This is a genomic window from Laceyella putida, assembly GCF_042665195.1.
GTDB lineage: Bacteria > Bacillota > Bacilli > Thermoactinomycetales > Thermoactinomycetaceae > Laceyella > Laceyella putida.
The window spans coordinates 41,607-63,485 of record NZ_JBHTBW010000012.1; the positions used below are offsets into that span (position 1 = coordinate 41,607).

22 protein-coding genes and 3 pseudogenes are annotated in these 21,879 nt (G+C 44.4%); 7 read left to right on the plus strand and 18 right to left on the minus strand.

The window, feature by feature from the left end; translation table 11 throughout:
- The first annotated feature begins 102 nt into the window (after window positions 1-102).
- The 4 genes from ACFQNG_RS04810 (at window position 103) to ACFQNG_RS04825 (ending at window position 5,284) form a co-directional block, all read left to right on the plus strand.
- A complete protein-coding gene (locus ACFQNG_RS04810; RefSeq protein WP_379863747.1) occupies window positions 103-1,527 on the plus strand; it encodes a PTS mannitol transporter subunit IIBC in 1,425 nt (474 codons plus the stop codon).
- Window positions 1,528-1,591: 64 nt separating this feature from the next.
- On the plus strand, window positions 1,592-3,685 hold the full coding sequence (locus ACFQNG_RS04815) for a BglG family transcription antiterminator (protein ID WP_379863748.1): 2,094 nt from the start codon (window positions 1,592-1,594) through the stop codon (window positions 3,683-3,685).
- A 5-nt stretch (window positions 3,686-3,690) separates the two neighbouring features.
- A complete protein-coding gene (locus ACFQNG_RS04820) occupies window positions 3,691-4,122 on the plus strand; it encodes a PTS mannitol transporter subunit IIA (RefSeq protein WP_379863749.1) in 432 nt (143 codons plus the stop codon).
- Between the two features lies 1 nt (window position 4,123).
- Window positions 4,124-5,284, plus strand: coding sequence for a mannitol-1-phosphate 5-dehydrogenase (locus tag ACFQNG_RS04825; RefSeq protein ID WP_379863750.1), 1,161 nt, complete (start codon window positions 4,124-4,126; stop codon window positions 5,282-5,284).
- Between the two features lie 101 nt (window positions 5,285-5,385).
- Here the strand turns inward: ACFQNG_RS04825 and ACFQNG_RS04830 are convergent, their stop codons facing one another.
- Window positions 5,386-5,634, minus strand: a complete 249-nt coding sequence (locus ACFQNG_RS04830; RefSeq protein WP_379863751.1) for a hypothetical protein — start codon at window positions 5,632-5,634, stop codon at window positions 5,386-5,388.
- 264 nt (window positions 5,635-5,898) lie between these two features.
- Between ACFQNG_RS04830 and ACFQNG_RS04835 the strand changes: the two genes are divergently transcribed.
- Window positions 5,899-6,309, plus strand: a complete 411-nt coding sequence (locus ACFQNG_RS04835) for a VOC family protein (RefSeq protein ID WP_379863752.1) — start codon at window positions 5,899-5,901, stop codon at window positions 6,307-6,309.
- A 117-nt stretch (window positions 6,310-6,426) separates the two neighbouring features.
- Here ACFQNG_RS04835 and ACFQNG_RS04840 read toward each other — a convergent pair whose 3' ends face one another.
- From ACFQNG_RS04840 to ACFQNG_RS04870, 7 genes are all read right to left on the minus strand, one after another.
- Entirely contained in the window at window positions 6,427-7,587 is a 1,161-nt protein-coding gene (locus tag ACFQNG_RS04840) for an NRAMP family divalent metal transporter (protein ID WP_379863772.1), read from the minus strand.
- Window positions 7,588-7,664: 77 nt separating this feature from the next.
- Window positions 7,665-8,429 (minus strand): 5-oxoprolinase subunit PxpA, encoded by a 765-nt coding sequence (gene pxpA, locus ACFQNG_RS04845; RefSeq protein WP_379863753.1) that lies wholly within the window; start codon window positions 8,427-8,429, stop codon window positions 7,665-7,667.
- Window positions 8,430-8,451: 22 nt separating this feature from the next.
- Window positions 8,452-9,465: a 5-oxoprolinase subunit C family protein gene (locus tag ACFQNG_RS04850; protein ID WP_379863755.1), complete on the minus strand. Its 1,014-nt coding sequence runs from the start codon at window positions 9,463-9,465 to the stop codon at window positions 8,452-8,454.
- On the minus strand, window positions 9,462-10,160 hold the full coding sequence (pxpB, locus tag ACFQNG_RS04855) for a 5-oxoprolinase subunit PxpB (RefSeq protein ID WP_379863756.1): 699 nt from the start codon (window positions 10,158-10,160) through the stop codon (window positions 9,462-9,464). The genes ACFQNG_RS04850 and pxpB overlap by 4 nt, the downstream gene beginning before the upstream one ends.
- Window positions 10,161-10,176: 16 nt before the next feature.
- On the minus strand, window positions 10,177-10,968 hold the full coding sequence (locus tag ACFQNG_RS04860; protein ID WP_379863773.1) for an IclR family transcriptional regulator: 792 nt from the start codon (window positions 10,966-10,968) through the stop codon (window positions 10,177-10,179).
- Between the two features lie 782 nt (window positions 10,969-11,750).
- Window positions 11,751-12,314: a GDYXXLXY domain-containing protein gene (locus ACFQNG_RS04865; protein ID WP_379863757.1), complete on the minus strand. Its 564-nt coding sequence runs from the start codon at window positions 12,312-12,314 to the stop codon at window positions 11,751-11,753.
- Entirely contained in the window at window positions 12,311-13,414 is a 1,104-nt protein-coding gene (locus tag ACFQNG_RS04870; RefSeq protein ID WP_379863758.1) for a DUF2157 domain-containing protein, read from the minus strand. The genes ACFQNG_RS04865 and ACFQNG_RS04870 overlap by 4 nt, the downstream gene beginning before the upstream one ends.
- Before the next feature lie 110 nt (window positions 13,415-13,524).
- On the opposite strand from ACFQNG_RS04870, the gene ACFQNG_RS04875 reads away from it, so the two are divergent.
- Together ACFQNG_RS04875 and ACFQNG_RS04880 are read left to right on the plus strand one after the other, a co-directional pair.
- Window positions 13,525-13,716 carry an IS3 family transposase gene (locus tag ACFQNG_RS04875; RefSeq protein WP_379863759.1) on the plus strand — a complete coding sequence of 64 codons (192 nt, stop codon included), beginning with the start codon at window positions 13,525-13,527 and terminating at the stop codon, window positions 13,714-13,716.
- Between the two features lie 90 nt (window positions 13,717-13,806).
- Entirely contained in the window at window positions 13,807-14,241 is a 435-nt protein-coding gene (locus ACFQNG_RS04880) for a VOC family protein (protein ID WP_379863760.1), read from the plus strand.
- Between the two features lie 385 nt (window positions 14,242-14,626).
- On the opposite strand, the gene ACFQNG_RS04885 is transcribed toward ACFQNG_RS04880, so the two are convergent.
- From ACFQNG_RS04885 to ACFQNG_RS04930, 10 genes and pseudogenes are all read right to left on the minus strand, one after another.
- Window positions 14,627-14,908 (minus strand): hypothetical protein, encoded by a 282-nt coding sequence (locus ACFQNG_RS04885; protein WP_379863761.1) that lies wholly within the window; start codon window positions 14,906-14,908, stop codon window positions 14,627-14,629.
- 109 nt (window positions 14,909-15,017) lie between these two features.
- Window positions 15,018-15,470, minus strand: coding sequence for an SRPBCC family protein (locus ACFQNG_RS04890; RefSeq protein WP_379863763.1), 453 nt, complete (start codon window positions 15,468-15,470; stop codon window positions 15,018-15,020).
- Window positions 15,471-16,073: 603 nt separating this feature from the next.
- Window positions 16,074-17,308, minus strand: a pseudogene (locus ACFQNG_RS04895) (iron-containing alcohol dehydrogenase).
- A 196-nt stretch (window positions 17,309-17,504) separates the two neighbouring features.
- Entirely contained in the window at window positions 17,505-18,551 is a 1,047-nt protein-coding gene (locus tag ACFQNG_RS04900; RefSeq protein ID WP_379863774.1) for an RNA-guided endonuclease TnpB family protein, read from the minus strand.
- Window positions 18,552-18,569: 18 nt separating this feature from the next.
- Window positions 18,570-18,785 (minus strand): annotated as a pseudogene (gene tnpA / locus ACFQNG_RS04905) (IS200/IS605 family transposase); the annotation flags it as partial.
- A gap of 436 nt (window positions 18,786-19,221) precedes the next feature.
- Entirely contained in the window at window positions 19,222-19,686 is a 465-nt protein-coding gene (locus tag ACFQNG_RS04910) for a sporulation protein (protein WP_379863765.1), read from the minus strand.
- Window positions 19,687-20,128: 442 nt separating this feature from the next.
- Window positions 20,129-20,221 (minus strand): annotated as a pseudogene (locus ACFQNG_RS04915) (LuxR C-terminal-related transcriptional regulator); the annotation flags it as partial.
- A 278-nt stretch (window positions 20,222-20,499) separates the two neighbouring features.
- Window positions 20,500-21,006 carry an Imm6 family immunity protein gene (locus ACFQNG_RS04920; protein ID WP_379863766.1) on the minus strand — a complete coding sequence of 169 codons (507 nt, stop codon included), beginning with the start codon at window positions 21,004-21,006 and terminating at the stop codon, window positions 20,500-20,502.
- 13 nt (window positions 21,007-21,019) lie between these two features.
- Window positions 21,020-21,445 (minus strand): hypothetical protein, encoded by a 426-nt coding sequence (locus ACFQNG_RS04925; RefSeq protein ID WP_379863767.1) that lies wholly within the window; start codon window positions 21,443-21,445, stop codon window positions 21,020-21,022.
- Between the two features lie 125 nt (window positions 21,446-21,570).
- On the minus strand, window positions 21,571-21,879 hold a 309-nt coding region (locus ACFQNG_RS04930), incomplete at its 5' end, for a transposase (RefSeq protein ID WP_379863768.1).

Below are 21,879 nucleotides of genomic sequence, written 5' to 3' on the forward strand. Positions count from 1 at the left end.
CTATCTTTTCATTTTGTTGAACTGGAAATGATATCGCTTTACTATATAGACAAAGGAGTTATCCATCCTTTTTAATAATTTATGTTTAGAAAGGAGATTTTTATGGGCGGATCTATTGAAAGCGCTGAAAACAACTCAAATATCCGTGTCAGTATTCAAAAATTCGGTAGATTTTTAAGCGGAATGGTTATGCCCAATATAGGAGCATTTATCGCGTGGGGCCTCATTACCGCTTTGTTCATTCCAACAGGTTGGATCCCCAATGAAAAATTGGCTGAACTGGTCGGGCCGACCATCAAATACTTGTTGCCTCTGCTCATCGGGTACACAGGTGGTAAAATGGTATACGATGTTCGAGGCGGAGTGATCGGTGCTCTGGCAACGATGGGAATTATCGTCGGCACGGAAATTCCGATGTTTTTGGGAGCTATGATTATGGGCCCTCTGGCCGGTCTGGTGATCAAGCTGGTCGATCGGCTTTTCAAAGGAAAAATTCCCGCGGGCTTTGAAATGTTGGTCAATAACTTTTCGGCGGGAATTGTCGGTGCGATATTAATCATTTTGGGTTATGTTGCCATTGGACCTGTGGTGGCCACTTCAACCCAGTTACTGGCATCCGGTGTGGAATGGATTGTCCATGCAGGTTTGCTGCCTTTGGCCAGCATTTTTATCGAACCGGCAAAAGTATTGTTCCTCAATAACGCGATTAACCATGGCGTACTGAGTCCCCTGGGATTAAAAGAAGCGTCAGAAGCAGGCAAGTCCATCTTTTTCTTGCTTGAACCAAACCCGGGGCCTGGATTGGGTATTCTGCTGGCCTACTGGCTATTCGGTAAAGGATCTGTCAAACAATCAGCTCCAGGCGCCGCCATCATTCACTTCCTGGGTGGGATTCACGAGATTTATTTCCCATATATCCTCATGAACCCACGATTGATCCTGGCGGTAATCGCGGGAGGAATGAGCGGGGTATTCATCTTCCAAATGCTGAATGCGGGGCTTGTGGCCGTACCATCCCCTGGAAGCATTTTTGCGCTGATCGCGATGGCTCCCAAAGGCGGTCTGTTCTCGGTATTAGCCGGTGTTGCAGTAAGTACGGCTGTTTCATTCCTTCTCTCCGCCGTTTTCCTCAAAACCAAGTCGGTTACAGATGAAGAAAGCTTGGAAAAAGCCGCTGAAAAGATGCAAGACATGAAAGGAAAGAAAAGCGCGGTTGTGGATCAGGCCATTCTTCAACAAAAAGAAACGGCTTCTGTTAAAAAGGTTGTATTTGCTTGTGATGCGGGAATGGGTTCAAGTGCGATGGGGGCTTCTATTCTGCGAAAAAAATTCAAGGACGCGAATATCGCCGTTGAAGTGACCAATACCGCCATTAATGATATTCCGGAAGATGCGGATATTGTAGTCACTCAAAAAACGTTAACTGACCGCGCCAAAGCCAAAGCTCCGCATGCTGAGCACATTTCAGTTGACAATTTCTTAAACAACCCAAAGTATGATGAATTGACCAAACGACTTAGCGAGTAAAATAGAAGATAAACACTGGTTTCATGTCAGTGTTTATCTCTTTATGAAACTTGAGGTAATGATGATGAATATCTCCTCTAGACAGCGCCATATCCTTGAAATCTTGCTAAGAGAGCCTGATGGAATGACCATCGGAAAAATAGCGGAAGAAGTTCAAGTCAGTTCCCGCACTGTTCATCGGGAATTGAAAGAACTGGAAAAACTGATAAAAACATATGAATTGAAACTTAAGAAAAAGGCCGGAACGGGGATTTTTATTCAAGGGAAAAAAGAGAAATTGAATGATTTGAAGCAAGCATTGTTCGAGATCACTCCCATTGAATACACGCCGGCCGAAAGAAAAACCGTCATTTTATGCACCCTATTGGAAGCTACGGAACCAGTAAAAATCATATCGCTCGCCTATGATTTAAAAGTGACGCCCGCTACAATCAGCCATGATCTCGATCAACTGAGCGATTGGGTTAAACAGTTTAATCTTGAATTGATTCGGCGCCGCGGATATGGGATAGAAATCACCGGAACCGAAGCATCCAAAAGAAAAGCAATCAGTGCGTTAATCTTTGAGAATCTAAACGAGTCGCAGTTTATAGAGCTATTGAAAGAAAACATTCAAAATAAGTCCCTTCACACGATGGATACCGCATCAGAAAGATTGCTCAATCTGATCCCAAAAGAAAAACTGATTGCAATTGAAAATGCATTGCGTAACGTGAGCGAACTTCTTCCTTATCCCTTGGCCGATAGTGCTTATATTGGGCTTGTCATCCATCTCTCTCTGGTCATTGAACGGATTGCTAAAGGAGAAAAGATCAAGATCGACCCCATCTATCTGAAAGAACTTGAGGATACACCTGAGTTTCAAGCAGCCAAACAGATTGTGGCGCAAATGGAATCTTATTTTGGTCTTCCATTTCCAATGGATGAAATAGGATATGTAACCATGCATTTAAGAGGGGCCAAGCTCAGGCTTTCGCAGACCGGGCTACTGGAAGAACCCAACGCCGAATTAACAGCGATTGCCAAGAATCTCATACACATTTGTGAAGAAAAGATGGGAGTAAATTTAAGCGAGGATCGTTCATTGCTTCAAGATCTCATTGCACACCTGGAGCCGGCTATTCACAGAATGAAGCGAAACATGAAAATACGAAATCCTCTGCTCAACAAAATTAAAGAGGACTACCCGGATTTATTCCAAGTCGTTCAGCAAGCGACCAAAATGGTTTTCCCTTATTTGCAAGTGCCTGACGAAGAGATTGGATATTTAGTCATGCATTTCGGTTCCTCATTGGAAAGAACGATAAGGGCAAAAAAGCGTTTTCGTGTCTTGATCGTGTGTTCAAGCGGGATCGGTTCTTCGAAAATGTTGGCGAGCCGTCTGAAAAGTGCAATCCCTGAGATTCAGGTACAACGGAATGCATCCGTGTTTGAGCTAAACAACATCGATGGAAATGAATACGACTTTATTGTATCCACGATCCCCATTCCGTCTAAAAACCCTGAGGATTATATCCTAGTAAGCCCAATGCTGACGAAAAAAGAAATTGAGAAGATCCATTCTTTTTTAAGAGGATATAAGCCTTCATCCATTGTGAAAACCCGGCAAGCGCCTCAGGCAAACAGCCTGTGTCAGCTTGAATCCTTGCACACTTCACTTGGACACGCCATCGATTTGATGAAGAACTTTCACTTATTAAAAATAGAGAATCAAAACATGGGCTTAAAAGAGATCCTTTTTCAAGCATGCGAGACGTTGGAAAGCCAAGGCATCCTAAAACAGAGCGAATCGGTTGTTGACCAGTTGCTCGAAAGGGAGAAGCAAGGGGGACTGGGGATTCCTGACATAAAGCTGGGGCTGTTTCATTGTCGCAGCGATCGAGTAACCAAACTCTCTTTGACCATGTATGCCTTGAGTGATCCGTTTCTTCTCAAATCCATGGATGAAGGAACCGTCGAGATCGATAAGATTCTTCTTATGTTGAGTCCCGTTTCGGTCCCCAATGAGGCCGTAGAAGTTCTAAGCGAAATCAGCGCATTGTTGATCGAGCCGGAAACCAGAAGAATACTTGAATCCGATGATCAGTCCCTCATCCAGCGATATTTTGTTCAACACTTATACCGATTTTGCTCACAAAAAATGAACAACAAGGAGTGATCTTGATGAGTATCTTATCCAAAGATAAAGTCATCTTAAATAAAAAAGTAAAAACTAAAAAAGAAGCGATTGAATGGGCAGGGAAACTGTTGGTCCAAGGGAATCATGTCACACACGAATATATTGACAAAATGATCGAGCGTGAAGAAGATCTGACAACATATATGGGCAATGGAGTCGCCATTCCTCATGGCACAAGCGATGCCAAACAATGGATTCGCTCCACCGGAATCTCCATTGTACAAATTCCTGATGGAGTTGATTTCGGAAATGGCAATACCGCTTATCTGGTAGTCGGCATTGCCGCAGTCGGTGATGAGCACTTAGAGATCCTCTCGAATCTCGCCATTATCTGTTCTGAAGAAGAAAACGTAAAGAAAATGGTTCAATCCAACTCTGCCGAAGAGTTGATTACCCTTTTGGAAGGGGGAATGTAATGTGAAGGCATTACACTTCGGTGCGGGAAATATCGGCAGAGGATTTATCGGCGCATTACTGAATCGTGCCGGATATGAAGTTTGTTTTGTGGACGTAGTTCATGAGTTGGTTGATGAAATCAATCGAAGACGGGAATATACGGTAGAAATTGCCGATGCCGGTCATGAAAAAATCAAAGTAAGCGGCGTCAGAGCGATCAACGGACAAGATCTAAACGCTGTAGTAACAGAAATGCTTGAGGCGAACCTAGTAACAACGGCGGTCGGTCCCAGTGTTTTAAAATTGATTGCTCCAACCATCGCAAAAGGGCTGGCTGAACGAGTCAAAAAGAATTCACAACCGCTTAATATCATTGCTTGTGAAAATGCAGTGGGCGGAAGTTCTATTTTAAAAGAACACGTTTATCATCATTTAAACGAATCAGATCGAAAAAAAGCGGATGAGCTTGTCGGGTTCCCGGATGCGGCAGTGGATCGCATCGTTCCATTGCAAAAGCATGAAGACAAACTTCTAGTCACCGTAGAGCCTTTCTTTGAATGGGTAGTTGACCAGTCCAACATTGTGGGGGAAGTCCCCGATATTGAGGGAATCATCTATGTCCAGAACCTTAAGCCTTATATCGAACGCAAGCTATACACAGTGAATACCGGCCACGCCACTGCCGCTTATCTTGGATATCATTTTGGATATAAGACCATTGATGAAGCCCTGCAAGATGAATATATCCGACATGTAACCAAGCAAGCGGTAATGGAAACAAGCCGTCTGCTGATAGCCAAATATCACTTTAATCCCGAACAACAAGAGCAATATATTGATAAAATTATGAATCGCTTTTCCAATCCCCATCTTTCTGACGAAGTGACGAGAATCGGTCGGTCACCGATACGAAAACTGGGACCCAGCGACCGTTTAGTCGGCCCTGCCGTTCAATCATTGAATTATGGGATCATTCCCGAACATCTATGCATTGGAATTGCCGCGGCTTTCCTGTTTAATGATGAGAAAGATGATGAAGCTGTGAGAATTCAGAAAAACATAAAGGAAAAAGGGCTGGCTGAAACCATTCATCATTATACAAAAATCGGTCCGGACTCCCCATTGTTTCAATTAATCAGGGAAAAGTTAGATATATTAAATGAAATGAGAGCAGTTCAATAAACCATATCTATAAAGAAACGGCTTTCTTTTTTAACCAAATTAAAAAGCCCCAAACCCACTCTTGGCTGGGGCCTATCCTATTTCCCCAAATCCCCCCAATTTTAAATGTACTCCCATGCATGGTCTTTGCTCAAGGTTCCTTTATCATCACTATACTTGATCGCCATGATTGCTTTCTCTTGTGCTGCGCACCATGACGGAGGATACACTTCTCTTACTGATATGGTCATCTCATAATATTCTTTTTCATTCTCTTCTGGATCAACTAAATAAGCATTAACCTCTCCGTCTTCTGAAACATAGTCACCATCTATCTTTTTTCCCCTTTTACTGAATTGCCACCTCCACAATATATTGTCCCGACATCAACTCACTCTAAAGAAAAATTTGTGAGCCCTACCCCATCCATCGTACATATCAAGTCATAGATCCTTTCCACAGGGCTGAAGGATAATGTTTTTTTGATGGTGACGGCACCGGTTCAAAATGATAGCAGTTGACAATATAGATCCCCTCTTAGATAATAGTAATATACATACGCGAACGTATGTTTCTATGTATAGAAAAGATCATTTGCGGTTATACTTGCATTGGATTAAAAGGAGTGGATTTTGTTGGGAAATTCAAATCAAAAAATTACTACGTTTCTCATGTTCGATGGCAAGGCTGAAGAAGCAATAAATTTTTACACCTCGTTATTTAAGCAGTCAGAAATAATTAGCATTACTCGATATGGAGCGAACGAAGATGGTGAAGAGGGGACGGTGAAACATGCTACCTTTTCACTATGCGGACAAGAGTTTATGTGTATAGACAGTAGCGTGAAGCATGAGTTTACATTTACTCCTTCAATATCAATGTATGTAACATGTGATACGGAAGAAGAGATTGATCAACTCTTTGAGAAGTTAACTCAAGATGGCGGAGTTTTAATGCCGTTAGGATCTTATCCATTTAGCGAAAAGTTTGGTTGGGTTGTAGATAAATTCGGTGTTTCATGGCAATTAAATCTTGCAAAAAGCTAATAGAATAACGAATGGGATGGGATGATGACACATCCCTGAACTTGGGCGTTGTCATAACGGAAACGGACTGCGGACGCTAACGTCCCAAGAATCCAACGGCTTCAGCCGTGTGGAGTGTCAAATGAACAACTTCGGTATTTCTTTCAAAAGAGTGACCCCTCCCATGTAAGACATCACACCAACAACCAAAGCACCGAAGATCGTCAACCACAACGGATGTTTGTAATTGCCGACAATCTTACTCTTATAGGCTGCTATCAGCATAATACCCAGGGCGATCGGAAGGATAAAACCGTTCAACGCCCCTACTAAAATCAGGGTTTTGACAGGACGCCCGATTAAAGCGAATACGATCGTTGACACAATAATAAATCCGATAATGATCCATTTATGGTTCTTTTCCAACTTTTCGCTGAAGGTTCGAATAAACGATACTGACGTATAAGCAGACCCAACAACAGATGTGATCGCTGCCGCCCACATCACAACTCCAAACAACTTAAACCCGATATCGCCTGCTGCCAGTTTGAATACAGACGCCGGCGGATTCTTCGTATCCAAAGCCAGACCGGCAGCTACCACACCAAAAGCGGCTAAAAACAATACGGTTCGCATCATAGCGGTGATCAAAATACCTGATACGGAGCTTCTTGTAACTTGCGGCAGGGCATCCGGACCTTTCATTCCGGCATCCAGCAAACGATGACCACCCGCAAATGTAATATATCCGCCGACTGTCCCGCCAACTAATGTAACAATCGCCATGAAGAACGCTGCCCTGTCTTTTTCTTCTACAACGGGAGCGAAAGTTCTGATTACTGCCTCTCCTACAGGTGGAGCAGATTTAATCGCTACATACAAGGTAAGACCGATCATGAGAAGACCGAGTATCTGGGTAAAACGGTCCATTGCCTTGCCCGCTTCTTTCGATAGGAAAATCCCAATTGCAATGAGCGCACTTACAATCGCACCGGTCTTAACATCAATGCCAAACAACACATTAAATCCAAGTCCGGCACCCGCTATGTTCCCAATGTTAAATGCAAGACCGCCGATAACAATCAATAAGGCCAGGAAATACCCAAGTCCCGGGAACACCATGTTGGCAATGTCTTGCGCTCGTTTCTCCGAAACCGCAATAATCCGCCAAATGTTGATCTGGGCACCGATATCAAGGATAATGGACGCCAGAATCACAAATCCAAAACTTGCAGCAAACTGTGACGTAAATACGGAGGTCTGGGTCAGGAACCCCGGACCGATTGCCGAGGTCGCCATCAGAAACGCGGCTCCGAGCAGCAAACTCCAGTTGAATTTCTTGTCCAATGGAAACTTCTCCTTTCAAATCGTTCGTTTTATCTATGTCCAACCGCCTGAACGTTCACCCCGGAAGCCGTGAGAAGTTCTCGTATTTGACGGACAAACACCAAAGCGTGTGGGCCATCACCGTGGATACAAACGGTATCAGCCTTGATAGCAACCTCTGTTTTTTGTTGAGATAGCACTTTTCCTTCTTTGACCATGCGGACGACCTGTTGAACCGCTTTCTCACAGTCGGTGATTAAAGCGTCAGGTTGACGGCGTGAAGTCAAAAAACCGTCCTGCTGATAAGTTCTATCGGCGAAAACTTCATTTGCAGTACGGAGTCCGATTGACTCCCCGGCTTTCACCAATTCGCTTCCGGAGAGACCGAACAGAATCAATTCAGGGTCTACTTTGTACACCGCTGCCGCAATGGCTTTTGACAATTCAGGACTTTTCGCGGCCATATTGTATAAAGCCCCGTGCGGTTTCACATGCTGCATGGTTCCGCCTTCCGCTTTCACAAATCCGTATAAAGCTCCAATCTGATAGACAACCATGTCATATGCTTCTTGCGGTGAGATGTCCATATTCCGCCGTCCGAAACCAACCAAATCAGGCAGTCCCGGATGGGCTCCGATGCCAACGCCTTTTTCCAGGGCGAGTTGGACTGTCTTGCGCATCGTGTTCGGGTCCCCGGCATGAAAACCACAGGCGATGTTTGCCGACGTCACAAAACGGAGAATCTCCTCATCTGCGCCCATTTTGTAGGCGCCAAAACTTTCCCCCATGTCGCAGTTCAAATCCACTCGGAACATAACGATTCCCCCACGAATTTTCTCAAGCTTCTCTTTGCGCTTTTAACGCAATGCCTTGTCTTAACATCTGAATTTCCATTTCTCGAATCCGATACAGCTCTTGAGCTTCTTCCAGAGTGACCTCCTGAAAACGGATCTTCTCACCCGGCTTGACCTGGGCAATGAGTGGAAGATCGACACTGGCCACGTGGGCAATTTTGGGATATCCGCCTGTTGTCTGACGGTCTGCCAGCAGTATGATCGGATTTCCCGCGGGTGGTACTTGTATCGTACCGGCCGACACGGCTTCCGATACGAGTTCCAGCGGTTCGGATAACCTTACATGCGGGCCTTCCAGTCGATATCCCATCCGATCCGAATGCAGGGTGACGTGAAATTCCTGCGAGAAAAATTTCTCCCTGCTGTCCAATGTGAAGCGATTAAATTGGCTGCCCGGCAATACACGAACTACAGGATTCTTCCTGTAAGCGGGAAGGATGTCGCTGCTTACGGACCACTCACTGACGAAAAACGACTGGCTTCCAGCTGTTTTAGAAAGGTGACGCATTCTTTTGGCGGCCTGCTCGGAAGGTGTCCGGAGATTCAGAACATCTCCTTCTTTCAAGGCTCGTCCCTGAAAACCACCAATCCCGGCACGCAGATATGTGCTACGGCTCCCCATTACTTGCGGAATATCAAACCCTCCGGCCACTGTCAAATAGGCTCGACAGCCCGACACAGGCGCTCCAAATTCCAAGACACTTCCCTTTCTCACAAAGACGGGGCGCCATCCGGGAATCTTATGTCCGTCGATCTTCGGGAACAAATCTCCACCACAAATCGCAATTAATGAATCATCCTGAAACAAGAGCGATGGCCCCAGCATCGTAATTTCGAGAGCACCTTCTCCTTCTTCGTTACCAACCAACAGATTCCCGGCCCGTAGAGCGAACGGATCCATGGCACCGCTCACAATGACCCCGTGCTTTTGCATTCCGAATCTGCCAAGATCTTGAATGGAAGTGAGCAGCCCTGCCCGGATGACCTTTATACTCATTGGGCATCCTCCTTCCAAGCATCGTATTCCTCTCGGGATATCGGTCGAAACCGCACAAGATCCCCCGCCTGCAGCACACTGGGAGGATTTTTATTGGGTCGGAAAAGGGCCACCGGCGTCCGACCAATCAGCTGCCATCCACCCGGGGTTTCAATCGGATACACTCCAGTTTGAGTGCCAGCAATTCCGACCGTACCAGCGGGGATGGAGAGACGGGGAGACTCTCGCCTCGGTGCCGCAATGCGTTTAGACATTCCTCCCAGATAGGGAAATCCGGGAGCAAACCCGATCATATACACCAAGTACTCACCGTTTGAATGGATGTCAATCACTTCATCCGGTGTCAGTCGGTTATGTTCCGCCACAAACTCCAGATCCGGACCAAACTCTCCCCCGTAACAAACGGGAATTTCAACTGTTCTTGGTTCGACATCCATTGGATTTTCCAGTTTTGAAACGATTTGTTCCAACATGGAACAAACGGCTTTATAAGAAGTTTTCAAAGGATCATAAAATACGGCAACTGTTGTAAACGCGGGGACCTGCTCTATCATTCCGGGGATCGGATGTTGATCCAACAATGTTGCCAATGTTTTGACCTTACGGTGTGTTTCGAGATCAATTGTTTGGCCTAATTGAATGATAACAGCAGCGTCTCCAAGTGGAGTCAATTCAATAAAGGTTGCGTTCGGCACCCTCCCACCCCCATTTTTAAGTTTTGTGCCCTCGTGCTTCCGATGATTTATACTGTCCTTGCCATCCTAGTTTGCGCGAAATTTCATTGGCGGTAGCCTGCACCTTTTCGATCAGGATCGGTAAGCGATCTTCTTGAAAACGAGCCACCGGGCCCACAATACTGAGACCCGCCGCCAACTGTCCCTCATGATTAAAGATTGGCGCCCCAACCGCAGATGTATAGTCATGGAGTTCAGAATGACTTATGGAATATCCTGTCTTTCTCGATTCTGACAATACGGTCCGTAACCGGTCAGGATCCGTTATCGTCCCGGAACCAATTGGCTTAAGCTCTATCTCATTCAAATACTGATCCCGTTCTGAATCAGGCAAAAAGGCCAACAGGATTCGTGGACACGCCCCCGCATACATTGGCGCTCTTCGGCCAATTGCGGTATATACCCGGACTGGCTGGTTGGTATCCACTTTCTCAATATAGATGGCTTCATTACCGTCCCGAACAATTAAATTCACCGCTTCCCCAACCTCGTCACGAAGACGTGTCATAACCGGAAGCGCCAGTTGGCGAATATGCAACCGCTCCGCCACGAGTTGTCCAAACTGGAGGAACAGCAATCCAAGCGAGTATTTGCCTTCTTCGTCCTTCGTAAGAAAGCCTATTTGTTCAAGGGAGCCGACCATACGGTGGACCGAAGTCTTCGGAATATATGAAAGCTGTGCCATTTCCTGCAGGTTCAAGCGATCATGCGTAAGAAACAGATTCAGAAGTTCCATCGCCTTGACAACCGTCTTGTTTTTATGCTGCACGAATTGCCCTCCTTCCAATGGATACATTTCAAGAAACTTGGTGTTCACTTCTCCTGCGTCAGGGGGATGGAACAACCAGCGGAGCACTCACGCTCAACTCCTTTTTTAGCACCAGCTTGGCCAGCCGCTTCGGGATTGAGTTCGGTCACGGATGTTCATCAATTAACCGTACAAGCTCACAAATTTCGTTCAGCTTCAACATATTGTTGCCTCCAGTTAAAAAATGTTAAATATATCCGTTCCGAATTTCGGGATTCAAATTCCGAATTACGCAATGTCTGTTGTATAAATATTACGATTAATCTAATAAAAAAACAAGAATAAAACAATCAACCATGCGATTCACAAGTGTAAACTCAAATGATACAAATTCGGTTTGTGAGACAAAAAATAAACCCGTCTACATAGACGAGTTTTTGGGATTCACTTCCTCGCACTTCGATTTACAAAATAAAAATACCTCTCTGGTGCTTACTTACTTCACCATCGGAACAATTGAAGAGAGGATCCATCTTCACTTACCCAGACCCTCTCCATAGTTAGAGGTGAAATTTAGTGCCTATATGATAATGCCGGGTGTTGTTTAGAGCTTTTTGGTTGGACTTTTGTTTGCCGTATCTTGCTAGGGCGTGTCTGGCAAATCAAGTTGACCATTGGGAGAAGGCGGAAAAACCTTTTCCCGATGAGCTCCGATGGACAAGTGAAGCGAATGGGAAAACGGTTTTTCCGCTCATCCACGACTTTTGAAATAACTTGTAGGCATGGGAATGAGTATTTGGGCATCAAGGGGCAGGTTTGACATCCACGAGAACTCCATATCCTCCCTTCACTTTCACATCAGCCCAAACTTTTCCTTCCCGCGACAGTTTTTCCAATTCCATACCGTGTCCTTCCTCGACATAATACCGATCCAATTGGTAATCAATGAGGTAGTTCTTTTTCCCCTCATCATTCAGGCTTTGTGAAAATGGAAAAAGTTTACCCTTGAGATAAAGGGAAGTTTGAGGCTTTTGCTCGGAGACTTTGGTGACAACGACCGTTTGGCCATGTCGCCTCAGGGAAACGTAAACCGGAAAACCGTCATTGTCGGGATCTTTTTCTACTTTTTGCGCCAAATCTTCCTCGACCAAGGAAGCATCCACTTCTTCAATCGCCAATCTGAGCTGGACATAATCCCCGTAAAATAAGTCTTTAGGATCGACCGGAATCGTTTGAAGCGTGATTCGTTCCCCACCGTACAAAGCCAACAGCGGCTGAACGGTCATGGAAAGCAGGACACCCACCGGAACGAGGAGCGCGATCCAAAACCAGCGATTTGGAAAAGAGTGTTTCGCGTTCCGCTTCATCGCCGACTCCCCCTTTTTTTTCGGCTTCTTTCAATCCAAAACCCAAATGTAATCAGCAGACCGCCTGCCAAAAGAAAATAAAGAGATTTCGGCAGGAAATCATACGACAGGTCGAGATAAAAACGAAAAATGAGTCCACAGGAGATGATGACAGCAGGAAGGCTTCCCTGTTTAAGCAAGTAGAGGATCAAAGCGAGATACAAAGCGGCAACCAGAATACCCACTCCCTCAAAACCAAATAGGTCTTCCCATACTTTCCAACAATCCGGAAAGGTAAGGGCAATCGCGGCCAATCCGTGGATCAATGCACCTTGCCACTCCAGCACGGCAGCGTACCTGCGGTAAGGAAGAAACGTCATCGCCACTCCGATCAGCATCAGGATCAGCGAAATCATGCCACCATGTATATCCAAATGAACCAAGGAGGACCAAGCCCAAAAAATCGCCAACCCATTGGCAAAAGCAAACACGAGCTTGGATTTCCCCAACCTTTGTTCATTCAACCAGTAACTCAACGGGATCATAACCAACGTCAAAAAAGGATAGGGTTCACCATGGTTCCAAGCAGCCGAAATATAAACGCCCATCAAGATGATGGAAAATATCGCCACCCATCTGTCTTTCAAGTACAAGACAAGCGGAATCGCCCCGATCGTCCATGCCAGAAAAGCATTTTGGTAACTAGAAGAAAAATGGAACATCTGCCCGATCAAGAATATCCCCGCTCCATATATCGCCAATCCGATATAATACAAACTTTTCGACGTTTTGGGATAAGATGGTTCCATCCTCCATCCCGCCGCGTAAGCCCCTACCAACCCGAAAAGAATGAGCAGAAACTTCATCGTTTTGGACAGATCACTCCAATTGCCGGCAATGAAACTCAGCACCCCGGCCCCGACCAGCAGCGCCCCAATGACCAGAAGAACGCGGATAAAATTGAACCTAACCCGCACTTCATAAACCGATAACATCCTGTGCACCCGCTCCGCATCGACCAGTCCTTCTTGTTCAAAATAGGATAGCTCTTGCCTCAGCCATTCAAACGCAGAAGAGGATATGGACCTTTTGCCTTTTTCATTCGATTCTTTCTTTTCCATCCATCAAGCTCCTTTCTTCATGGAAACAATCCAGGTATACGGAAATTTCCCTCCCTTTATGATCTGAAACCTATTGAAAGCTGAATCATGACACCTGGCAGGATTGGCCAATGGTTGACGCAGCCACTGGTGCCCGAGCGGCGAAAATTGGAGCATTTCATGCCCGAAATAGTGACTCCTATCGGTCGCCTTTTCTTATCCTCAATTACATAGCCTTTTACAATAATGAAAGACCTCACTCTGCGCTTGGATATCTGTCGCCGCGAGAATTTCGTCAATCTGTAACTTCAAACGTTGCATAATTGTCTGGACATATAGGGTTCATTAAGCGGATAACAATTAACCATGAGATGTAAATTAGAACGTTTATGAAACTAAAATGGAGGTATTGTATGGTTCCACAAAGAGTAAGCTTGATAACAATAAGTACAATAAATTTGCCAGAGCTTAGGTCTTTTTATAAACGATTGGGTTGGGAAGAGACAGATGTAAGTTCTGATAACTATGCTGTTTTTAAGACGGCGGGAGTTCTTCTTTCGTTATTTCCAGTTGAAGAACTAGCTAAGGAAGCGCAAATTGAAATCTCTAAGTCCACCGATTATTTTCGAGCAGGTGTAACCCTTGCCATTAATGTTGACAAACGAGAAGAGGTAGATACAACTATCGATACCATTCGAAATGCAGGAGCGAAAATTCTTCGAGAGCCAAGTGATGCTTTTTGGGGAGGAAGGACAGCATATTTTTCAGACCCTGAAAATAATCTTTGGGAAGTCGCTTGGAACCCAAATGCTCTATTTGATGAACGTGGAGCGATGCTATCATTTTAGGGGAGCCGTCGTTTTTCCTCGGATTTGCCACGGGTGTAACATCGGGTGCTACAACCGGTGCCCACCCTCAATCCCGAACTATTTTTTGTGGCCACTCTCCAGATCCTCTCCTTTTTCCGTTCAGAGTGGATCAGCTGGTACCGGCAGCGCACGGCACAGCTACTATGCAACTATAATTCAGCAGGTTGTTTGAATATGACAAAAGGCATTGTGGTTTCGCAATACCTTTTACTATATTTGCCAAGAGTATTATAACAAAATGATCTATGTAGGGTTGTCTTTTATCGACCCACTTGCCACCATCGTTTACGGTAGATACCAGTGTATTCATTAATCTGATCCACGCACTTTTCCAATCGCTTGTTGATTTCCCACCCCTAGAATCTCATGACCTTCCATCCATGTTAAGATAGGCCGCTGTTTTCTTTCTGTCTCTCTTTTTTTGTTCAGGACTGGTGTGGAATTCTGCCCTGTCACATTCTATGGCCAAACGGTATTTATTGATAACTATATCCACCTGATACCCACACGTCTCATATTCCGCTCGCACCTTATAACCTTCACGTTTAAGCGCATCGTAAAGCCGGATTTGAATGGGACTGCGGCTACATTTGATTCGTTGCCAATCAGGAAAGTGTTTGGTGCGGAACAGTTGCTTCAAGTACATCCCGATCCAGATGAGGTAGTCTTTATTGCGGCGAAATTCAACGCCGAATTTGCTTACTGCGTTTCCCCCTACTCTTTATCTTTTTGAGAAAACCGTTCTCCCTCCACCCCTATTCAGGTTTTATCATTACCCGCTGGTCGAGCTGCTCCAGCACAAACGGCCATGCCTGTTCGTGCTGGTCTCTCGACTCTTCGTCCGGAAACCCTGCGTGTGTGAGTCGCAAATGTGTACCGTTGCCGTAAGGCGTAAATTCAACTGTGACAACCGTTTCAGCTCCTTTGGTTCCCTCCGCCCCGGTAACCCATGTCATTTCGACAAGACGATCGCGCTCGAGCCTCAGGAAACGACCGTAGTGGGGATGACGCTTCCCCTCAAAATGCGTCTCAAAGAAGAATACGGTGTTGACCTCCCCCTTCATCAGCACCGATCCCGGCGCCGCAAACCAGCAGTCGAACTGCTCCGTCCAAGCTCGGAATAGCACATCGGACGTTGCATCCATCACGCGTTCGACCGTCAGGCGAAACGGCCTTGTTGAAAGATCAGGTACAGTAATAGGCATCATCGTGAAGCCCTCCAATTCCTTTGCAAATAAATAAAGATGTGAATACCGGAGTATAACATGCCCATCAAGCTAAGAAAAAATAGCCCCCAAAACAAAAAAATGGGCTATGTTGTAGATAGGATGAATTTTTTTCGTTTTGGGGATATGAGGAGATCTTAACTTAATGGTAACATTTGGCAGGTTGGTTTGGATTAATCTGGTGGGAAATTGTCTTCCATAATCATCCGATCCATTCGCATATCGAGTGGGATAATGCATAAGGATCCCTCACAGCTAGTTGGGTAAAACCAGCAACAAAAGACTAAATTGGAAAGCTCTAAATAGCAGAGCCGGAACTTATTTCCCTTTAGTTCAAGTGAAAATGCTGATTTTCGACTTGCTTTTATCCCGAAAAGGCACTAAGTTCCGATTCCATTTTCATTTCCGGCACTTTACCCCTTAACAACCGGTTGCTGGGTCTACTCCCAATAGTTAGAGATTCCATGGCGTTTATCTGTGTTATGGACTTGGTTAGGAAAGTACTAGCGATATTTTCACTCATGTCCGTAGAAAATGAAGAGGGATCTCACACGGGGATTTTTATGAATATTTATTTTTATATTCTTAGATACTGACCAACGGCTTGCTGTTGTATTCTTCGATCGTCGACGGCTCCAAATTAAAGCAACGGCGATAAATCCATTCATAGCCTTTTACGTCGATGTCACGCGGATTCCCAATCGTTTGCGGATCGTTGTATGCTTCTTGTGCCAAGCGTGGAATCATATCGGTAGGCACACCTTGTTCTTCCAGGGTCGGGATTTCCACATCCTTCACTAATTGATAAACCGCTTTTACAGCTGCTTTTGCCGCTTCCTCGACATTCATGCCGTAGATGTTCACACCCATTGCCTGTGCAATACGCGCATATTTCTCCGGCTCTCCCATCCAGTTATATTCCATGACAGGCCCTAACAGCGCCGCTACGCATTGACCATGAGCCACAGGGATGATTCCACCAAGTGTTTGCGCCATCGCGTGTGCGGATCCCGCCGATTCGCTCCCATATGAAAGTCCGGCAAGCATAGCTGCATGTGACATGGCATAGCGCGCTTCAATATCTTTGCCATTGGCTACTGCCCGGCGCAAATACTTCGCAACATACTCGATGGCGAGTAGCGCAACGGCATCCGTTATCGGTTGAGCGTAATGGCAAGTATAGCATTCAATGGCGTGAGACAAGGCATCAATTCCTGTGGCTGCCGTAATATGTGGAGGCATGGAGACGTGAAGTTCCGGATCGATAATCGTCAAATGGGCAGCAATCAACGGACCTCCCACATTAAATTTAAATTGGCGATCCGGGTCGGTAATCACTGCCCATTGAGTAACCTCACTACCCGTTCCGGCCGTAGTAGGAATAGTGGTAAGAGGCGGAATCCGTTTGGAGAGCGGTTTTTCCCCTCAGCCGCTTCATACTCTAATACCGGTTCTCCGTGGACAACCTCAACCCCAACGGCTTTGGCCGTATCTATCGAGCTGCCGCCGCCAACAGCCACTAGGCCGTCACAATTTTCAACGAGATATACCTTTGTCCCTTCAGCTACAACATGAATGGACGGGTTTGGTTCTACTCTGTCAAATATCACGACTTCAATCTGAGCTTCTTTTAAACTTGCAACAACGGGATCAATCAAACCTACTCTTCTTACACCTGGGTCCGTGACAAGCAGCACTTTATTGACGCCGAGTTTTTTCACTTCTTCTCCTGTATGCTTGACCACGCCGATGCCGTGTTTTACTACCGTTGGCATCTCAAAGCTTTTTAATCTGCTCATTCTTTCAAAACGCATAAACATGTGTCATCTACTCCCCTTTATGTTAATTTGAGACTCCACACGGCTGAAGCCGTGGGATTCTTGGATAGTGAATGTCCTCAATCCATTTCTGCTTTGGACAACTTCCAAGTTCAGGGCTGTCTCATCAGCCCATCCCATACAGTTCTACAACATCGTTGCATGTACCCATATGGGCGGCGTACCTATGACCAGTACGCTAGGCGGCGAGTCCGGATATCGCCTTACCTATATTGATTGCTCCGTTTAAGTCTGCATGGCAGGTATAGCTACACCGCTTACACTGGAAGCGAAGTCCCTTTCGATTCGCTTTTTCACGATGTCCACATTTGCAGGTTTGACTGGTATATTCCGCTTTGACTTCTTCAAAGCGGATCCCAGCCATCTCCGCTTTATAGCGGATGAATTCTTTGAGTTGGTAGAACGCCCATGAGTGAAGATTTCTCCCTGCTTCTTTTTTAGATTTGGCTCTGTTGCGAATGTCGGTCAAGTCTTCCATGCGAATGACACCCACACCGTGGGCGAGTGCATAGTTGACAATGTGCCGACTGATCCGATGGTTTTGATTTTTCATCCAACGGGATTCTTTATTCTTTGACTTCTCAATTGCTGAAAGTTTCTTGGTTTTGCCCAGTTTTCTACGTCTAGCTGAATAGCGTCTGCGAATATAAGCACATTCATTTCCTTTAAAAAAGAGAGACTGGGTTCCCACACTGGCTACAGCTAAGTAGCGCAGACCTAAGTCTACCCCCATCGCTTTTTGATCTTGGCTTTTCTGCACATCAAATGAGATGGCAATAGCCAGAACCCATTTCTGTTTCTTCTTGTAGAGCTTTCCGGCTCCTTGCTTGGCAGTGCCCGCTATGATTCGTTCTAACCATGCTTGTTGAAAAGGGCGAGCCACTACAGGAACGCCAATCTTCTTTTCTAGAGTGGGAAAAGCAACCGTGTAGAAAGCTCCCGCTTTCTCTATTTTTAGATTCTGATTATTAAAACAACACCACATCTTCTTAAAGGTCTTCGCTTCTTGATTTTTCATTTGGGACTTCACCTCACGAATCGTTTGATTCGTGACGAACGTTTCAGAAGAAAATTCTTTGAATATCTTACTTGTTGCTTTGTTCACTTCTGGATGTGTGAGTAACCAGTTCGCAAATTCCGTATTCATCTCGGTCATTCGTTGGTACATCTGCTGTTTAGCTTGGGTTGGTTTATGTAGCTCTAAGCGTAGTGTGATGGTTGGCATGTGTTCACCCCTTGTCTTCTGTGATTCTACATAGCGTTTAATGGTTTCACTTGATACATTTCCTGCTGTACTAACGAAGAAAGAACGTGTCCAAAGACTTACCAGATGGGACAAGTGCTTAAATTCTTGTCTCAGTCTTCTTGAAATCACTCCTTTCACTTTTGCCATGATATCCGATGGTGAATGAGTGGGAAGACAGTTCAAGAACAAATGACAATGATCAGGCATGACTTCCATAGCGACAATGACCCATTCATTCTCTTCACAAATTTCGGTCACCCGTTCCTTGTTCCATATCCAGATCCTAACTGTTCGATCCGCAAACTGCAACATCAAAAGATAAAAAATAGTTGCTCTAAGCATCCCCTTTATGGGGATACCGAGCAACGCCGTCTTTCATCCCACGATTGAAACCGTGGGCTTTCAGCCAGCAAAAATCTGTAAGACAAATAAAAAAGTCGATTCCTTAAAGTACAGGTAATCGGCTTTTTTGGGTTTAAATAATTTTGCTTAGCTTGTTGGCGGTACCCCTATAAACACAAAATGACTTGAGAGTTGGGAACCCAAGCGATTTTTCCATTTATTGGGTAAATGGCAACAAAAATCGCCGATGCTCCCTCTACACCCATATAGAAATTTCGTTCGTCCTTATAAACTGTTACAGCCACTATTACTCTTCTCGTTCCTTTTTATCTATTATGATATTCATCTTCGGCCGTTCTCCCATATTAAAGAAAAGAGGCGTACCATCCGGATACTTGCTTAACTCTTTTTGTAACCACTTCTCGGCCTTTTCATTCTTTTTGCTCTCAATATAATCAACATAAGCGCCGGCTCCGCCTTCTTTGCAAATGGCTAGTGGCCACTCCACACGATCATATTCATCCTTAGGTGGATAGTCTTTTAGCGCTTCTTTGTTTCTAGCTTCTGCATTTTTACGATCTAACGTACAAGCAGTGGTCTTCGTTGCCCTAAAAGCTGTTTGAAAGAACGAAGCTCTTTCAGGAAATTGCTTATCTGAAAAGAAAAAGGCTCGAACATCAACTTTAGATATATTGGTTTTCTTCGAATCTTCATTCATTGTACACCCTGCCAAAACGAAAATAGAACAGAAAATGATGGTCAAATTACGCATTATGTCCCTTCCTCCTTACATGAATACAACGTAAGTAACAAAAAAATTGTTGCGATCCTAAAAAATAACGAGCTGTATACACAGCCCGCTAGATACATGTATTTATTATGTTCCATTCAATCCAGCCCAGTTTCTAACTATGCTGATCGTATCGGGGTCAAGTTGACATGCCCAGGCTTCAGGAGCATCGCCTGCACTAACAATGCCGATCTGTGTTGTTCCAACTCCACTTTTTGTATTCCAAACCGGTCCCCCACTCATTCCAGATATTTGACGTGCATTGTGAACAATGACGTCACTATAGCAAAATCATACCTCGTTTCAATTTTCAAAAGTTAGTTGAAGTAAAAACGGTTTAGGTATGTAAAATATAGGATGCGAACAATTGGCAACAAAAACACCCCCACCGTCTCTCCAACAAAAAGGCAGGGGTATGCAAGGATTATATTTTTAGTTCGCCCAGGTGCACCAACTCAACGACCGCTTGGGAACGGCCCTTGACGTTCAACTTTTGCATCACGTTGCTGATGTGTACCATTTGCAAAAAAGGGGACGAGATTAGCGGGGTGAAGAATTCCTTTACTGTGAAGTGTAGCTTCGGAATGACATGTGTAGATCAAAATAGAGAGATTTTGATCGAATTGGCCAATATCAGTTTGAGTGACGCCGTTTTTTATCACTATTTGGGCAAAATCCCACTGCGATAACACCGTAGATCAACACTATTTTTTAGGCTTATCTTCGACCTCGCATCAGGTCATTGGCAATGCTGGTGACTTTCCACTTCCACTGTGGATTTTTCAATCGTAACTTTTATTTAATAATAGATAGAACTTTTTCCTTATCAATACTTTCTTGACTATTTTTCGGATGATTAGCCAACAAATATTCAAGGAGTTTATCTAGTGTGTCCTTATTTTTAGCATTAATAGCATTAAAATTGTCTATAAAATACTCAATCAAATCTTCATCTACTTCTTCAATAGGAGCAGGAAGATATTTTTCACCATTAAACTTATATGCTTTCCAAGTAGTAAATGAAATTGCGGTTACAACACAATTCCATACCATCAGTTTCCTCTCATCTTCTTCTAACTGCATCAATACAAATAATCCTGTTTCATCAATTGTATCTAGAAACTCATATAGTTTATCCCCTGAAACATTTTTCGTTTCAACCCAGTTCCAACATTCTTTTAATGCTTCTACTGCCTTTTCATAACCCGTTGAAGCAGAGATGATATTAACGATTTTATCTGATGGTGCCAATAAAAAAGCTACTTGGGCATCAGAAGCTAATTCGTTAAATTTTGTTAACAATTTTATTCCCCCCTTATTCAATAAACTGGCCATTTCTTAATGTAAATGATAATCTCCCAGCTGGTCTATATCCCTCAATCGTTTCTGAAGTTGCTTTAATTGTCAAATTAGGATATTTCTTGCTTAATTGCAAGAATATACCCGGTTTGACACTAGGATTATTAATGCCTTGAATGCAAACCGTACATACACCTCTTGGATTTGATTGATGTATATATAGTGTCCCTGATACTTCTTCTGGCTTTAATCCAGCTTTTTCTACTTGTTCAACAAATTCATTAATCACACCTTCTTCAGCATGACGTGTAGCAGCTGGGAAGGGAGAAGGTGATTTTATGGGTCTGTTTGGCATGGCAATATCTAAAGGTTTTAATCCCGCTTCTTTTTTTGATGCTTTTATGACTGCTGGAGATGCACCTTTGAAAACTTGATTTTCCAAACCTTTAATGTCTGTTCTACCGACAGCTACGGTTTGTTGTTCAAGAACATCTATATCTTTTCTCGGATTAACCCCTTAATTTTGGACAGAGTGTATCTTAAGCTCGCTTTTTCACCCTTTTTCAACTAAACTCGAACGGTTGAAGTCAAAATCAAATGCTTTTGGTTTTGTAAGTAAAATTCGTTTGGAGTTAAATCCTGTAAACTAGAATGAATTCGACGTTCATTGTAAAAGCTTATGTATTCTGTCACTGCCTCATAAGCTTCTCCATACGTTTTAAATTCGAAACGAGATAAACATTCATCCTGTAACAAGCGATGAAAGGCTTCAATGTGGGCGTTTAAGTTAGGTGTTTTAGGCGGAATTCTTTCATGCTCCAGCTTGAACTGTTCACATGCTTGTCTAAAGGCATGTGAAATAAACTGAGGTCCATT

Bases quoted from the DNA above. Each gene is read 5' to 3' on its own strand.
- ACFQNG_RS04810 (WP_379863747.1), top strand. From the start codon at position 103: ATGGGCGGATCTATTGAAAGCGCTGAAAACAACTCAAATATCCGTGTC.
- ACFQNG_RS04815 (WP_379863748.1), top strand. From the start codon at position 1,592: ATGAATATCTCCTCTAGACAGCGCCATATCCTTGAAATCTTGCTAAGA.
- ACFQNG_RS04820 (WP_379863749.1), top strand. From the start codon at position 3,691: ATGAGTATCTTATCCAAAGATAAAGTCATCTTAAATAAAAAAGTAAAA.
- ACFQNG_RS04840 (WP_379863772.1), bottom strand. From the start codon at position 7,587: ATGGCGACCTCGGCAATCGGTCCGGGGTTCCTGACCCAGACCTCCGTA.
- pxpA (WP_379863753.1), bottom strand. From the start codon at position 8,429: ATGTTCCGAGTGGATTTGAACTGCGACATGGGGGAAAGTTTTGGCGCC.
- ACFQNG_RS04850 (WP_379863755.1), bottom strand. From the start codon at position 9,465: ATGAGTATAAAGGTCATCCGGGCAGGGCTGCTCACTTCCATTCAAGAT.
- ACFQNG_RS04865 (WP_379863757.1), bottom strand. From the start codon at position 12,314: ATGAAGCGGAACGCGAAACACTCTTTTCCAAATCGCTGGTTTTGGATC.
- ACFQNG_RS04870 (WP_379863758.1), bottom strand. From the start codon at position 13,414: ATGGAAAAGAAAGAATCGAATGAAAAAGGCAAAAGGTCCATATCCTCT.
- ACFQNG_RS04875 (WP_379863759.1), top strand. From the start codon at position 13,525: ATGGTTGACGCAGCCACTGGTGCCCGAGCGGCGAAAATTGGAGCATTT.
- ACFQNG_RS04880 (WP_379863760.1), top strand. From the start codon at position 13,807: ATGGTTCCACAAAGAGTAAGCTTGATAACAATAAGTACAATAAATTTG.
- ACFQNG_RS04885 (WP_379863761.1), bottom strand. From the start codon at position 14,908: ATGTACTTGAAGCAACTGTTCCGCACCAAACACTTTCCTGATTGGCAA.
- ACFQNG_RS04890 (WP_379863763.1), bottom strand. From the start codon at position 15,470: ATGATGCCTATTACTGTACCTGATCTTTCAACAAGGCCGTTTCGCCTG.
- ACFQNG_RS04900 (WP_379863774.1), bottom strand. From the start codon at position 18,551: ATGCCAACCATCACACTACGCTTAGAGCTACATAAACCAACCCAAGCT.
- ACFQNG_RS04910 (WP_379863765.1), bottom strand. From the start codon at position 19,686: ATGCGTAATTTGACCATCATTTTCTGTTCTATTTTCGTTTTGGCAGGG.